Below are 13,148 nucleotides of genomic sequence, written 5' to 3'. Positions count from 1 at the left end.
CCCTGACCCGCCGGCAAGCGCCAGGCACACGCCAGGCACGCCGGCACCCTGCACGGGCTTCTTCGGAAGCCCGTTTTTCCTTGCAGCAGTCTTGTTCAATACAGCGCCAGGAGATGGGTCGCCGCATGCGCCATCATTCAATCCGGAGCGCAACGATGGCGACTTTTGCGCTGAGCTTGCTGCAGCCTTACTTGTCGCCGTAGTGAAGACGGCAGGCAATGATGGCCAGCTCGTCATCGTTGGCGTAGTACACAAGCCGGTTCGTATCGTCGATACGCCGTGACCGATAGCCGGATAGTGTGCCCTTGAGCGGCTCTGGCTTGCCCAGGCCTTCGAAGGGACTCCGCTGCGCGTCCTGGATCAGGGCATTGATCCGTTTCAGCGTTTTTTTATCCTGCCCCTGCCAGTAGATGTAGTCCTCCCAGGCGGCGGGCATGAAGGTGAGGTGGCGCGTCATTCAGCATCCGGATCGATCAGATCATGCTTCACGCCTTTGCCGCTCCGGTGCTGATCAATTGACTGCATCAGCCGCTTTGCGTTGGCCGGATTGCTCAGCAGGTACATGGTTTCCATCCAGCTGTCGTATTGCTCTTGCGACATGATCACTGCGTTGGGTGCGTCGCGTCGCGTGATGAGGATCGCGTCGTGATCGGCAATGGCTTGATCGATGACCGCCTTCAGATTGTTGCGGGCATCGGAGAAGTGGATTGTTCGCATGGCCTTCTCCATAGAGTTGTCCAACTAATTGAACAAGTATAGCAGAGAGGCATGCGGCCTTGCTCGGCGGTACATCCGAGTGTACTGGGCAGAAGTGCAGCAACCTATGCCCCGCATTCTCATTCCTTGCACCTGCCCGGCGAACTGCCAGTAGAGCCCCGCGGCCTGAGCGCAACGCGGCCCGGTCGCGTTCCCTATCGCGCAACGGCCTCGCCGAACTCCGCCCGGAGCCACTCTCGCACCAGCCGCGTCGCCGGCCGCTCGGCGGCGCGGGGGCTGTAGACCAGGTCGTAGCGAAAGCTCTCCAACGACAACTCGAACGGCTGCACCAGCACGCCCGAGGCCAGTTCTTCGGCCACCAGCGTCAGGCTCAGCAGGCCGACGCCCTGCCCCGCGACCGTGGCCTGGATCGCGTGGATCTCGTCGGTGAAGGACAGCCCGGCGGACGCATCGATCTCTCCGGCGCCGGCGCGTTCCAGCCAGTGCCCCCACACCGCGGCGCGCGGGTCCTGCCGTACGCCGGCGCCCCACTCGAAATGGATCAGCGGTGCATGCCTCAGCTCCGCCAGCGACGACAGCTTCAGATGCGGGCTGCAGACCGGCGCAAACCGGTCCTGGAACAGCGGCTCGACCGTCAATCCCGGATAGTGGCCGCCGCCATAGCGGATCGCCACGTCGGCATCGCTGTCCAGATCCACCACGGCATTGGAGGCGTCGAGCCGCAGCGTCCATTCCGGATGCGCGGCGCGAAACGACCCCGCGCGCGGCGCCAGCCGCTTGGCGACGAACGCGACGGTGGACGACAGCGTGGCGATATTGGCCGCGCGCTGGCGCTGCACCAGCTGCACCGCGCGTTCGAAGCCGTCGAGCCCGTCGCGGATGGCCGGAAACAGCAGCCGGCCGCCCGCGGTCAGATCGACCTTGCGCGTCTCGCGTTCGAACAGCCGCACGCCCAGCCATTCCTCCAGCAGCCGGATCTGGTGGCTGATCGCGGTCGCGGTCACGTTCAACTCGTCGGCCGCGCGCTTGAAGCTCAGGCGCCTTGCCGCCGCTTCGAAGGCGCGCAGCGCGCTCAGTGGGGGAAGGCGCCTCATGACGACTCCATGAATGAGTTCAACTCATCCATAACCTGAAATTTGACCATTTGTCTGGCCTGCCTGCGATCACGATACTGGGAACGTTCTCCGCAGCGGCCCCTTCGAGGGCCGTCTGACGGATGAAATTCCCTCAACTTTACCCCGGAGTTCCCCATGCTGCTCGAACAAGTCCGCACCAACCCCGATCCGTACGCGCCGTTCCTGCTGTCGCAGGGCATCCGCGTCGGCAATCTGGTCTTCATCTCGGGACAGGCCGCCATCGGCGACGACGGCAACATCGTCGGCCGCGGCGACTTCGACAAGCAGGCCGAGCAGGCCTTCCGCAATCTGCGGCGCGCGCTCGAGGCCGCGGGCTCGAGCCTGGACCGCGTGGCCAAGGTCACGATCTTCCTGAAGTCGATGGACAACTTCGGCAAGATCGTCGAACTGCGCCGCAAATGGTTCTCGGCGCCGTACCCGGCCGACACCATCGTCGAAATCTCCAGCCTGTACTCGCCCGAGGCGCTGATCGAGATCGAGGCCATCGCCGTGGCCGAAGGAGCGCCGGCATGAACGCCCCTGCACGGCCGGCGCTGTTCGATCCGCTGGACCTCAACGGCCTCGCCTTGCCGAACCGGCTCGTGGTCGCGCCGATGACGCGCATCAGCGCGACGCCCGAGGGCGTGCCCACGCCGACGATGGTGGACTACTACGCGGGCTTTGCGCGCGGCGGCTTCGGGCTGATCGTCACCGAGGGCAGCTACACCGACCGCGCGTATGCGCAGGGCTATGCCGGGCAGCCGGGCCTGACCGACATGGAGCAGGCGCGCGCCTGGCGCGCGGTCACCGACGCGGTGCACGATGCGGGCGGCCGCATCTTCGTGCAGCTGATGCATGCGGGCGCGCTGTCGCAGGCCAACCGCTTCCGCGACGAGACGGTCGGCCCGTCGGCCATTGCGCCGAAGGGCAGGCAGATGGGCGTCTATCGCGGCAAGGGGCCCTATCGCACGCCGCGCGCCATCGCGCCGCACGAGATCGAGGCGGCGATCGTGGGATTCGCCGAAGCGGCGCGGCTCGCCAAGGACGTCGCGGGCTTCGATGGCATCGAGATCCACGGCGCCAACGGCTATCTGCTCGATGAGTTCCTGACCGACTACACCAACCGGCGCGACGATGCCTGGGGCGGGCCGATCGGCAACCGCATCCGGCTCGCCGAGCAGACCGCACGCGCCGTGCGCGGCGCGGTCGGCGACGGCTTTCCGGTCGGCGTGCGCATTTCGCAGGGCAAGGTCAATGACTTCACGCATAAATGGGCCGAAGGGGCCGAGGGCGCGGCGATCGTGTTCGGCCGGCTGGCCGAGACGGGCATCGACTTCCTGCACGTGACGGAGTTCGAGGCGTGGCAGCCGGCCTTTCCCGGCGACGCGCGCACGCTGGTCCGTCATGCGCGGCTTGCCGCGCCGCATCTGACCGTGATCGCCAACGGCGGCTTGCACGAGCCGGCGCGCGCGCACGACGCGCTGGCCGATGGCGCGGACCTGGTCGCGCTGGGCCGCGGCGCGCTGGCCAATCCCGACTGGCCGGCGCGCGTGGCGCAGGGCGTCGCACCGCGTCCCTTCGATCCCGCGCTGCTGTCGCCGCTCGGCGAGATCAAGCCCGCCGAGCTGCGGATGCGCGAAGCGCTGCCGCTGGTGGCCTGAATGGCGAGCGCTCGTCCGCCCTAGCTGGCGAACGTGCGCTCGCGCCGTTCCTGGCACGGCGCGCAGCGCGTCGCCGCAGGATTGGCCAGCAGGCGCGCGTACGGAATCTCCTGCTCGCAGTCCTGGCAGACGCCGTACTCGCCGGCATCGATGCGCTCGCGCGCCTGCGCGATATCGTTCAGTTCGCCACGGTAGTGCTGCTGCAGCGCTGCGCGGTCCAGCTCCTCGTTGACACCCTCGGCGGTGTCGACGAGGTCCTGCGGCTCCCTGGCCGGGTTGCTGGACGGACGATCGCGGCCCTGCTGATAAAGCGGCTGCAGTTCCCGCTCGCGCGCGTCCAGCCGTTCGCGCAGCGCGGCAAGTTGTTCCGGGTTCAGATGCGACATGTCGCCCTCCGTGTAGGTGTCATCTCGGCTGTCGCCGAGCCCCGCCATACGGGATCGACATCCCGGTTCCCCAGCCGTTCCCGACATGGCGCCGGCAGGGTTTTCCCGCTTGACTGATCAAGCTCGACGGCCTACATTGGCCGGGCAGATTCAGATAAGAGACCATCTGTAGGATGGTCTCTTAGCGCGTGCAGTTTGCTGCGGCCTCTTACAGAACAATTCAAGGAGACCGCCGTGCAAGCGCCTGCCATCCGCCTTCGTGGCATCGACGATGTCATCGCCTATATCGATTCCTGTCCGGGTATACGGGGCAGAGCCGGCCTGATCTGGTGGCTCGCACTCGGCGGACTGTTTCTCGACGCCTTTTCCAATTCCGCATTGAGCGCCGGCCTCGGGCCGATGACGCGCGATCTCGCGCTCGCGCCGGCACAGGTCGCGCTGCTGACCTCGTTCGCCTCGTGGGTCGCGATCGCCTTCAATCCGATCGGCGGCTGGATGGCCGATCGCTGGGGCCGCGTGCGTCCGCTGATCCTGGCCAAGGTGCTGGCCGTGGTCGGCGCCGTACTGGTCGTCTTCGCGCCCACGTTTGAAGTGATCCTGGTCGGCCGCTTCTTCGTCGGCGCGGCCTACGGCATCGACTTCGCCATCGCGATGGCCGTGCTGGCCGAATTCACCCCGGTCAAGCTCAAGAGCCGCCTCAATACCTGGCAGGGCATGTGGTACACGGCGGTCTGCACCAACCTGCTGCTGGCGCTGCTGTTCCACTCGTGGCAGGTCGGCGATGCGATCTGGCGCTATTCGGTGGCGGCCACCGCGATCTTCGGCGTGGCGATCCTGGTGCTGCAACTGCTGTTCCTGGTCGAGAGCCCGACATGGCTCGCTCGCAAGGAACGGCTCGAGGCCGCCGCGCTGGCGATGACCCGCATCTACGGCCGCCCCTTCACCGCGGCGCCGCCGGCCGAGCGCATTCCGGTGTTGAACCAGGCGCGGCGGGGCCTGGCCAATGTGCTGCTGATCTTCCGCGGCATCTATCTGCCGCGCACCATCCTGGCGGCCACCGTGCAGATCGGCCAGTCGATCCAGTATTTCGCCATCGGCTGGTACCTGCCGCTGATCAGCGCGGCGCTGTTCGGCAAGGACTTCGTCTACGCCACCATCGGCGCGCTGGTCTTCAACGTCTGCGGCATCGTCGGCGGCTTCCTGTCGCCGGTCATCGGCCGCAGGCTGGGCCTGCGCCGCGCCTCCGCCTTCGGCTTTGCCGCGGTGTTCGCGATGCTGCTGGTACTGGGCTTGTTCAACGGCAAGATGCCGCTGTGGGTCGCGGTGCTGGTGCCCTCGCTGTTCATCCTGTTCCATTCCGGCGGCCCGGGCGCCAACGGCAAGAGCCTGTCGTCGCTGTCGTTCCGCAGCGAGCTGCGCGCCGGCGCCAACGGCGTGATCGGCGCGCTTGGCGCGATCGGTGCCGCGCTCGGCCTGCTGGTGTTTCCGCTGTTCCGCGCGGAATACGGGCTGGAGAAGACCTTCCTGATCCTGTCGGTGGTGCCGCTGGTCGCAAGCCTGATCTGCTTCGCGATCCGCTGGGATCCGACCCGCACGGCCGTCCATCCGGACAACGAGGCCGATGCGCCGCAGTTCCGCGGCGACACCGAGGCGCCCTCGCCCTTCCTGAATCCCGCCATCGAGAAATCCCGGCCATGACCCGCACCACCGACGTCATTCTCGCCATCGACGAAGGCACGTCCGGCACGCGCGCCGCGCTGGTCGGCGCGGACGGCCATGTCTCGTGCCTCGAATACACGACGCTGAAGGTCGATTCGCCACGCCCCGGCGTGGTCGAGCAGGACGCCAATGTCCTGCTCGACAAGACGCTGGCCGTCTGCCGCGCGACGCTGGCCCATGCGGACCGTGAAGGACGGCGCGTGGTGGCGCTCGCCATCGCGACGCAGCGCGCCACCGCGGTGCTGTGGGATACCGCCACCGGCCGCGCGCTGGTGCCGGCGATGGTGTGGCAGGACACGCGCTACGCCGCCGAGCTGGAACGGCTCGCCGCGGCGTGGGACGGGAAGCTGCGGCCGAGCGTCGGCCGCCCGGCCGGCGTGCGCTCGCCCTATCTGTGGGCGGCGCGGCACCTGCGCGAGACGCCGGCGGTCGCCGACGCGTGGCGCGCGCGTCGGCTAGCCTTCGGCACCATCGACAGCTGGCTGCTGTGGCATCTGTCGAGCGAACGCGCCGTCGTGACCACGCCGACCAACGCCACCTCGTGCAGCGCCTACGTGCTGGCCGAGCACCGCTATCGGCTCGACTGGCTCGACGCGCTGGGCTTTCCCGCCGAGCTGCTGCCCACGCTGCGTCAGGACGCCGACGACTTCGGCCGCACGCGGCCCGACGTGCTGGGGATCGAGGTGCCGATCCTCGCCTGCGCCGGCGACCAGCTGGCCGGTGCGGTCGGCCTGGGCTGCCTGGACGCCGGCCAGTCGATGTGCCTGCACGGCACCGGCAGCTTCGTCGACCTGATCGTCGGCCCGACGCTGCCCGCAGCGATGGGGCAGTCCGACAGCACGCTGACGATGACGGCGCGCCGCCACGGCGGCCAGTCGCACTTCTCGGTCGAGACCTTCGTCGCCACCACCGGCTCGGCGCTGAACTGGATCTGCGACAAGCTGCACTGGTTCGACGACGCCCGGCAGATCAGCGCGCTGGCGGCCGGCGTGTCTTCTTCTGGCGGCGTGACTTTCATCCCCGCGCTGACCGGCCTGCGCGTGCCGCGCATGGAGCCGGCCGCGCGCGCGGCGCTGAACGGCATCTCGATGGCGACCACGCAGGCCGAGATCGCCTACGCCATCCTCGACGGCATCGCGCATTCGGTCAGCTCCTGCATCGAGGCGAACCGCGACATGGCGGGCGTCGACGTATCGAGCCTGCTGGTCGGCGGCGGACTGTCGGGCAGCGACGCGCTGCTGCAGATGCAGGCCGACCTGACCGGCCTGCCGATCCTGCGCATGAAGGAGACCGACCGCGCCAGCCTGCGCGGCATCGCCTTCCTCGCCGGCTCGTCGGGGCTGCTGTGGGACGACCTGCAGCAGGCCCGCGCCACCACCGCCGCCGACGCGGTGTTCGAGCCGGCGATCGGCGCGGACCAGCGCGCGGAGCGCCGCGCGCGGTGGCATGCGCGCATCGCATCGGAACTCGGGCATGTCGATGCCATTGCCAATGCCCACTCGCGAGCCCTTTCACAAGCCCACTCGCAAGCCCCCCTCGCAGGCCGGCGTGCATGCCGATGCCCCGGCGGCCCAATAACAAGGAGAAGCAATCAACATGATGGTTCTGCCATCCCGAAGCGCCAGCCGCGCGCGTGCCGCCATGGCCAGCACCGAGCCCCTGCGGCTGGATCGTCAGGAGCAGCTGGAGCGGCTGCACAGCGAGCGGTTCGACGTGCTGGTGGTCGGCGGCGGCGTCACGGGCGCGTACACCGCGCTCGATGCCGCGCTGCGCGGCTACCGCGTCGCGCTGGTCGAGAAGAGCGACTTCGCCTCGGGCACCTCGTCCAAGTCCTCGAAGATGGTGCACGGCGGCCTGCGCTATATCGAGCACGGCAATCTCCGCCTGGTCCGCCATTCGCTGCTCGAGCGCCAGCGCCTGCGCCGCAATGCGCGGCATCTGGTGCAGCGGCTGCCGTTCCTGTTTCCGGTGATGGAGCGCGACGGCGTGTTCGACAAGCGCCTGGCCAAGGCCTTCGACAGCCTGCTGTGGACCTATGACCTGGCCGGCGGCTGGCGCGAAGGCATCCTGCACCAGAAACTGACCAAGGCCGAGGTGCTGTCGCACTGCCCGAACTTCAACGAGCAATACCTGACCGGCGGCTTCATGTACTTCGACGCGCGCGTCGACGACGCCCGCCTGACGCTCAATATCGCGCGCACCGCGGCCTTCCATGGCGCCGCCGTGGTCAACCACGCCCGCGTGGCCGAGATCACGCGCGACGGCCACGGCAAGGTCGACGGCGCCATCGTGCAGGCCGGCGAGCGCGAGATCCGCGTGCGCGCCGGCGTGGTGGTGATGGCGACCGGCGTCTGGCTGCGCGACTGGACCGGCCGCAAGGCCGGCGAAGCGAAGACGCTGCATATCCGCCCGGCCAAGGGCGTGCATGTCGCGATCCCCTGGCTGAAGATCCGCAACGACTGCACGGTGACGATCCCGGTGCCCGGCCGCAACCGCCGCGCCACCATCACGCGCTGGGGCAACGTCTCCTACCTCGGCACCACCGACGAGGACTACGAGGGCGATCTCGACAACGTGCTGTGCACGCGCCGCGAGCTGGACTTCCTGCTCGAGGGCGCGCGCTCGGCGTTGAAGACCGACCTGCAGCCCGACGACGTGGTCGGCAGCATCGCGGGCTGCCGGCCGCTGGTCGCCCCGCCCGGCGGCAAGACGCTGGAAATCCCGCGCGATCACGACATCCGCATCGCCGACGACGGCCTGGTGACCGTGGTCGGCGGCAAGCTGACGACCTCGCGCCATATGGCCGAGCAGACCATCGACGCGGCGCAGAAGGTCATCGGCAAGCGCGCGGCGTGCCGCACGAAATCGGCCTGGCTGCTGGGCGCGGCCGGCTACGACGCGCAGGCCATCGTCGCCTCGGGTGGCCTGTCGGCCCACCTGGGCGAGCGCTATGGCACCGAGGCCCGCTTCGTCAGCGACATCCTGCAGGCCGATCCGCACCTCGCGCGGCCGATCGTCGAGGGCCTGCCCTACACCGAGGCCGAGGTCGTCTACGCGGCCCGCCACGAACTCGCGGCCACCGTCGACGACGTGCTGTCGCGCCGCATGCGCGCCCGCCTGATGGCGCGCGACGCCTCCGCCCGCGCCGCCGCGCGCGTGGGCCAACTTCTTCAGGCCGAACTCGGATTGTCCGAGGCGGCCGTGGCACGGCAGGTCGGCGACTACCTGGACGCCGTCGCCCTCGAAAAATCCGTTCTCATGGGAGATGCAGCATGATCAGCAAGGAAGCCATCAAGCGCGGCTACAACCGCGGCAACTACGTGGTCGGCGCGCACACGCCGCCGGGCTACGCCGCCACCATCGCGCGGACGCCCGACGTGCCGGGGCTGCAGCGCGATGCCGTGACGGTCGACGCCGCCACGCTGGCGGCGCTGCGGCAGGCCGCCGACGAGGTGCTGACCGATACCGGCAGCGTGGTCGCGTGGACGCGCGACTGGTGGGCCGGATCGATGATGACCGAGACCGCCGGCAAGCCGGCCACGCCGCGTGCGGCGATCGTGCGCGCCTCCACCGTCGAGCAGGTACAGGCGGTGATGCGCATCGCCAGCGAGCGCGCCATTCCGGTCACCGTGTCCGCCGGCCGCAGCAATGTCACCGGTGCCGCGCTGCCGGTGCGCGGCGGCATCGTGCTGGACGTGTGCGGCATGAACCGGCTGCTCGGTTTCGATCGCGACAGCCAGATCGTCGAGGTCGAGGCCGGCATGTTCGGCGACATCTTCGAGCAGACCATCCAGCGCGAGTACGGCATGACGATGGGCCACTGGCCGTCGTCGTATGCCATCAGCACCGTCGGCGGCTGGGTCGCGTGCCGCGGCGCCGGCCAGCTGTCGACGCGCTACGGCAAGATCGAGGACATGGTGTTCGGCATGGACGTGGTGCTGGCCGACGGGCGGCTCGTCACCGTCGGCGGCTATTCGCGCGCGGCGCTCGGGCCGGACCTGCAGCAGCTGTTCATCGGCTCGGAAGGCACGCTCGGCGTGATCGTGCGCGTACGACTGAAGCTGCATCGGCTGCCGGACCACGGCCGCGCCATTGCCTATGGCTTCAAGACCTTCGCCATCGGCCTGGAAGCCTGCCGGCAGATCCTGCAGCAAGGCGGCAATCCGGCCGCGCTGCGGCTCTACGACGAACTCGAGAGCGGCGTGCAGTTCGGCCTGGCCGACACCAATGTGCTGCTGGTCGCAGACGAAGGCGCGCCGGAGATGGTGGAGGCGGTGATGACGATCAGCGAACGCGTGTGCCGCGAGCTGGGCGAGCCGCTGGACGGCGATGCGATCTTCGAGCGCTGGCTCGATACGCGCTACCTGACCGGCAAGAGCGCCGAGGGCTTCAAGCGCAGCCCCGGCTTCGTCGCCGATACGCTGGAGATGTGCGGGCCGTGGAGCGCGCTGGCCGATATCCATCGCGACGTGGTCGCCGCGATCAACGCGGTGCCTGGCACGCTGGCCGGCTCCGCGCACCAGTCGCACGCCTATGTCGACGGCGCCTGCCTGTATTTCTCGCTGCGCGGCGAGGTCGCGGTCGAGGACCGGCAACGGTGGTATCGCGCGGCCTGGGATGCGGCCAACGCGGTGCTGATTCAATACAATGCCGCGCTGAGCCACCATCACGGCATCGGCCTGCTGCGCGCGCCGTATATGGCGCCGTCGCTGGGCAGCGCCTTCCCGCTGCTTGCCACCGTGAAGCGCGCGCTCGATCCGCACAACATCCTGAACCCCGGGAAGCTGGGCCTGACCGACGCCCTGTCCCACGAAGCCGGATAAACGCCATGGACAAGTCCCTCGGTGCACGCCTGATGCGGCATCCCGTCATTGCGACGCTGTACGGGGTCGAACAGGTCGACGCCTTCGTCGACAGCGCCGCCGAGGTGTCGATCGTCGCCAACGTCGAGCTGCGCAAGCTGCAGCCGGTGATCGCCACGCTGGCCCAGGCCGGCAAATACGTGATCGTCAATATCGACAGCTGCGAAGGCCTGTCGCAGGACAAGGGTGGCGTCGACTACCTGGCCGACATCGGCGTGGCGAGCCTGGTCTCGACCCGCGTGGCGACCATCCAGCGCGCCAACCGCGCCGGCATGGTGACGATGCAGAAGGTCTTCGTGACCGACCGCTCGACCTGGCCGCGCAGCGTCAAAGCGCTGGAGCAGAGCGATCCGAACCTCGTGCAGATCATGCCGGCGCCGATGCTGGCGCATCTGCCCGAGGCGGACCGCAAGGGGCTGCCGCCGATCGTCACCTCGGGCTTCGTCTGCAACCGGGACGACATCCGCAGCGCGCTGGCCCACGGCGCGGTCGCGGTGTCGACCAGCGACCGCAAGCTGTGGCACCTCGAGCCGAAGGCGCTGAAGGGGTGATGGGATGGCGGGATGAAGGGATGAAGGGCTGAAGGGTTCAAGGGCGCGCGCACGGTCGATGCCAACGTATCTGCCGTGCCGCGCCGCCCTCCACGCTACTGCATGCCCGACGGCAGCTGCGGCGCGTGCACCGATACCCAGCTCCCGTTCTCGTACTTCTTCCAGTTGTCGCCGGCGTCGCGGGCGTAGAGTCCGTCTTCCAGCATCACCAGCCGGGTCGGATGCGGGGCGACCGGCGGCGTGCCGGCCGATTCCGGCGCCTCGCCCTCGATCACGCCTTCGGCGGCCGCGGTCGCCAACGGGTCCGCGGCCGATGCCGTGTCCGGCGGTGCGGCAGCTGGCGCCTCGGTCAGCCCGCGCTGCGCCGCGTCGCTGAGCCGCGCGCCCTCGTCCGGCGAGCCGCCGCCGCATGCCGCCAGCAGCAGTAGCAGCGACAACGGCAGTAATGGCAGCAACCCCTTCCGCGGCGCGGCGGCCGGTCGCCTGCCTTGCAATACAGCGATCCTTTGCATCGCAACCTCCCTCAGTCGAACAGCCGGCGCACCAGGTCGCCGATCAGCACGCCACGCAGGCTGAACAGGGCCTCGCGATTGGCGGGAATGTCGCCATAGCCGCCGAGCCCATTGACGCCATAGCTGCGATCGACCGCTGTGTTGGCGCCCTGGATGTCGATGCGCACCGTCGGCGCGAGCGAACCGCCGCGCCGCGCGCCGATGGCATCGATAAAGGACTCGACCAGCCCGCCCGGCATCACGTAGTGCGAATACGACTGGAAGGTGCGGGGGATTCTGCGTGGGATCGAGCGCGAAGGGCTCGCCGCGCGGCCGGTTCATGTCGGTCGGATTGCCCAGCACCAGTCCGCTGCCGTTGTTCAACGGCTGGTAGTCGCTGCGCACGCCGTTGCCGACGAAGCCGTAGACGCCGTCCGGACCATCGACCCCGGCGGCATAGGTGGAGCGATGGCTGATGGTGAACAGGTAGTACTTGCCGTCCTTGATATAGATCTGCGGCCGCTCGGTCTGGTCGTTGACGCAATTGGCCGACAGGATCGGCGGCAGGAACACCCAGCGGCTCAGCTGCTTGTTGATCGCCACCGCCAGTCCCACGTTGGCCTTCTGGAACACCGCCCCCGAGTCCATCACCGCGTTCAGGTCCTCGCGCTGGGGGTCGTTCGGCGCGTAACCCAGGTCCTGCTCGGTGCAGGTGCGCGCGCCGCGCGGGCCGGCGCTGTTGCCCTCGAACACCATGAAGGTGACGCCGGGATTCGCCGGGTCCTCGAAGGTGAAGGGATCGCGGAACGAGAAGAACTCGTTCTGCTGCCCGGTCTGGTACCACGTGCCATCCGGCTCCAGCAGCTTCATATGCTCGTTGAAGCCGGTCAGCCGCACGCCGTTGTGATCGGCCTCGACGCGGCCTTCCGCCTTCGCAATGATGGCGATCGGCGGCGTGATATTGCCGCCCGACGGGCTCGACCGGTTGAACGAGGTCGCGGTATAGAACACCACGATGCGGCCATCGGGCATGATGCGCGTCGAGCCGGACCACTCGGCGTTGTGGGTCATCGGCGCGCCGCCGAAGATCTGCACGCTGGAACCATCCGGGAACAGATGCCCGCCATAGATCCAGCCGCCGTTCGCCGGCCGCCGGGAGGCCGGAATGCCGGCGCGGCGATAGAAGTAGCCGATGCGCGCATGGATATGCCGGTCGTCGAACGTATAGCCCGCATTGCGATCGGCGGTCAGCGAGAAGATGATCTCCCAGCCCTTGTAGCTGTACTGGTTGGCCTTCGCATCGGTCAGCGGCCACGTGTCCCAGACCCACACCCGATCGTTGGTCTGCGGGAAATTGGCCGGTATATCGGGCATCGTCAGATGCTGCGGCAGCGAGTTTTGCCCGGGGGTCACGTTGGGCGAGGACATCGCCATGATCTGGCGCGCATCGGCGCGGGTCCATCGCGCGGTGAAGTTGCTGGTCGGGTCCTTGGCTTCCTGCGTATGGGGGAGTGGGCGCGGGCGCAGGGGGCGCGGTCTGGGAACGGGCCGGCGCGACCGCCAGCAGCAAGGGCACCGATGCGGTGCCGACGGTCAGCAGGCACCTGCCGATGCCTTCCGGGATGCGAAGAGAAACGTTGCTCATG

11 protein-coding genes and 2 pseudogenes are annotated in these 13,148 nt (G+C 68.6%); 7 read left to right on the top strand and 6 right to left on the bottom strand.

What is annotated here, in order from left to right:
* Positions 1–187 precede the first annotated feature (187 nt).
* The 3 genes from OJJOAM_RS22035 to OJJOAM_RS22025 all read right to left on the bottom strand — a co-directional run bounded on the left by OJJOAM_RS22035 (position 188) and on the right by OJJOAM_RS22025 (position 1,811).
* Positions 188–457 carry a Txe/YoeB family addiction module toxin gene (locus OJJOAM_RS22035; protein ID WP_422649847.1) on the bottom strand — a complete coding sequence of 90 codons (270 nt, stop codon included), beginning with the start codon at positions 455–457 and terminating at the stop codon, positions 188–190.
* Entirely contained in the window at positions 454–717 is a 264-nt protein-coding gene (locus tag OJJOAM_RS22030) for a type II toxin-antitoxin system Phd/YefM family antitoxin (protein ID WP_149316065.1), read from the bottom strand. The genes OJJOAM_RS22035 and OJJOAM_RS22030 overlap by 4 nt, the downstream gene beginning before the upstream one ends.
* Positions 718–911: 194 nt before the next feature.
* Entirely contained in the window at positions 912–1,811 is a 900-nt protein-coding gene (locus OJJOAM_RS22025; protein WP_422649846.1) for a LysR substrate-binding domain-containing protein, read from the bottom strand.
* Positions 1,812–1,967: 156 nt separating this feature from the next.
* Here OJJOAM_RS22025 and OJJOAM_RS22020 point away from each other — a divergent pair, with 156 nt between their 5' ends.
* Both OJJOAM_RS22020 and OJJOAM_RS22015 read left to right on the top strand, forming a co-directional pair.
* The gene (locus OJJOAM_RS22020; RefSeq protein WP_150083826.1) at positions 1,968–2,366 is read left to right on the top strand and encodes a RidA family protein; all 399 of its coding nucleotides are present in this window, start codon (positions 1,968–1,970) and stop codon (positions 2,364–2,366) included.
* The gene (locus tag OJJOAM_RS22015; protein ID WP_422649845.1) at positions 2,363–3,493 is read left to right on the top strand and encodes an NADH:flavin oxidoreductase; all 1,131 of its coding nucleotides are present in this window, start codon (positions 2,363–2,365) and stop codon (positions 3,491–3,493) included. Before OJJOAM_RS22020 ends, OJJOAM_RS22015 begins: the two co-directional genes overlap by 4 nt.
* A 20-nt stretch (positions 3,494–3,513) precedes the next feature.
* Here the strand turns inward: OJJOAM_RS22015 and OJJOAM_RS22010 are convergent, their stop codons facing one another.
* Positions 3,514–3,879, bottom strand: coding sequence for a TraR/DksA family transcriptional regulator (locus OJJOAM_RS22010; RefSeq protein WP_422649844.1), 366 nt, complete (start codon positions 3,877–3,879; stop codon positions 3,514–3,516).
* 234 nt (positions 3,880–4,113) lie between these two features.
* On the opposite strand from OJJOAM_RS22010, the gene OJJOAM_RS22005 reads away from it, so the two are divergent.
* The 5 genes and pseudogenes from OJJOAM_RS22005 to OJJOAM_RS21985 all read left to right on the top strand — a co-directional run bounded on the left by OJJOAM_RS22005 (position 4,114) and on the right by OJJOAM_RS21985 (position 11,011).
* Positions 4,114–5,577, top strand: coding sequence for an MFS transporter (locus tag OJJOAM_RS22005; RefSeq protein WP_422649843.1), 1,464 nt, complete (start codon positions 4,114–4,116; stop codon positions 5,575–5,577).
* A pseudogene (locus tag OJJOAM_RS22000) lies at positions 5,574–7,091 on the top strand (FGGY family carbohydrate kinase); the annotation flags it as partial. The gene OJJOAM_RS22005 and the pseudogene OJJOAM_RS22000, both read left to right, overlap by 4 nt.
* A gap of 103 nt (positions 7,092–7,194) precedes the next feature.
* The gene (locus tag OJJOAM_RS21995; protein WP_422649842.1) at positions 7,195–8,874 is read left to right on the top strand and encodes a glycerol-3-phosphate dehydrogenase/oxidase; all 1,680 of its coding nucleotides are present in this window, start codon (positions 7,195–7,197) and stop codon (positions 8,872–8,874) included.
* On the top strand, positions 8,871–10,421 hold the full coding sequence (locus OJJOAM_RS21990; protein WP_422649841.1) for an FAD-binding oxidoreductase: 1,551 nt from the start codon (positions 8,871–8,873) through the stop codon (positions 10,419–10,421). Before OJJOAM_RS21995 ends, OJJOAM_RS21990 begins: the two co-directional genes overlap by 4 nt.
* 5 nt (positions 10,422–10,426) lie before the next feature.
* Entirely contained in the window at positions 10,427–11,011 is a 585-nt protein-coding gene (locus tag OJJOAM_RS21985; protein WP_422649840.1) for a glycerol-3-phosphate responsive antiterminator, read from the top strand.
* Between the two features lie 95 nt (positions 11,012–11,106).
* Here the strand turns inward: OJJOAM_RS21985 and OJJOAM_RS21980 are convergent, their stop codons facing one another.
* Together OJJOAM_RS21980 and OJJOAM_RS21975 are read right to left on the bottom strand one after the other, a co-directional pair.
* Positions 11,107–11,448, bottom strand: coding sequence for a hypothetical protein (locus OJJOAM_RS21980; protein ID WP_422649839.1), 342 nt, complete (start codon positions 11,446–11,448; stop codon positions 11,107–11,109).
* Between the two features lie 86 nt (positions 11,449–11,534).
* Positions 11,535–13,147: pseudogene (locus OJJOAM_RS21975) on the bottom strand (glycoside hydrolase family 68 protein).
* Between the last annotated feature and the right edge of the window lies 1 nt (position 13,148).

The sequence above is a fragment of the Cupriavidus sp. H18C1 genome, from assembly GCF_049311595.1.
GTDB classification, from domain to species: Bacteria; Pseudomonadota; Gammaproteobacteria; order Burkholderiales; family Burkholderiaceae; genus Cupriavidus; species Cupriavidus cauae.
Note: the sequence above shows the minus strand (reverse complement) of the source record. Positions and strands in the feature narration are given on the sequence as shown.

Excerpts from the sequence above, each read along its gene's own strand:
- OJJOAM_RS22035 (WP_422649847.1), bottom strand. The coding sequence starts at position 457 with ATGACGCGCCACCTCACCTTCATGCCCGCCGCCTGGGAGGACTACATC.
- OJJOAM_RS22030 (WP_149316065.1), bottom strand. The coding sequence starts at position 717 with ATGCGAACAATCCACTTCTCCGATGCCCGCAACAATCTGAAGGCGGTC.
- OJJOAM_RS22025 (WP_422649846.1), bottom strand. The coding sequence starts at position 1,811 with ATGAGGCGCCTTCCCCCACTGAGCGCGCTGCGCGCCTTCGAAGCGGCG.
- OJJOAM_RS22020 (WP_150083826.1), top strand. The coding sequence starts at position 1,968 with ATGCTGCTCGAACAAGTCCGCACCAACCCCGATCCGTACGCGCCGTTC.
- OJJOAM_RS22015 (WP_422649845.1), top strand. The coding sequence starts at position 2,363 with ATGAACGCCCCTGCACGGCCGGCGCTGTTCGATCCGCTGGACCTCAAC.
- OJJOAM_RS22010 (WP_422649844.1), bottom strand. The coding sequence starts at position 3,879 with ATGTCGCATCTGAACCCGGAACAACTTGCCGCGCTGCGCGAACGGCTG.
- OJJOAM_RS21995 (WP_422649842.1), top strand. The coding sequence starts at position 7,195 with ATGATGGTTCTGCCATCCCGAAGCGCCAGCCGCGCGCGTGCCGCCATG.
- OJJOAM_RS21990 (WP_422649841.1), top strand. The coding sequence starts at position 8,871 with ATGATCAGCAAGGAAGCCATCAAGCGCGGCTACAACCGCGGCAACTAC.
- OJJOAM_RS21985 (WP_422649840.1), top strand. The coding sequence starts at position 10,427 with ATGGACAAGTCCCTCGGTGCACGCCTGATGCGGCATCCCGTCATTGCG.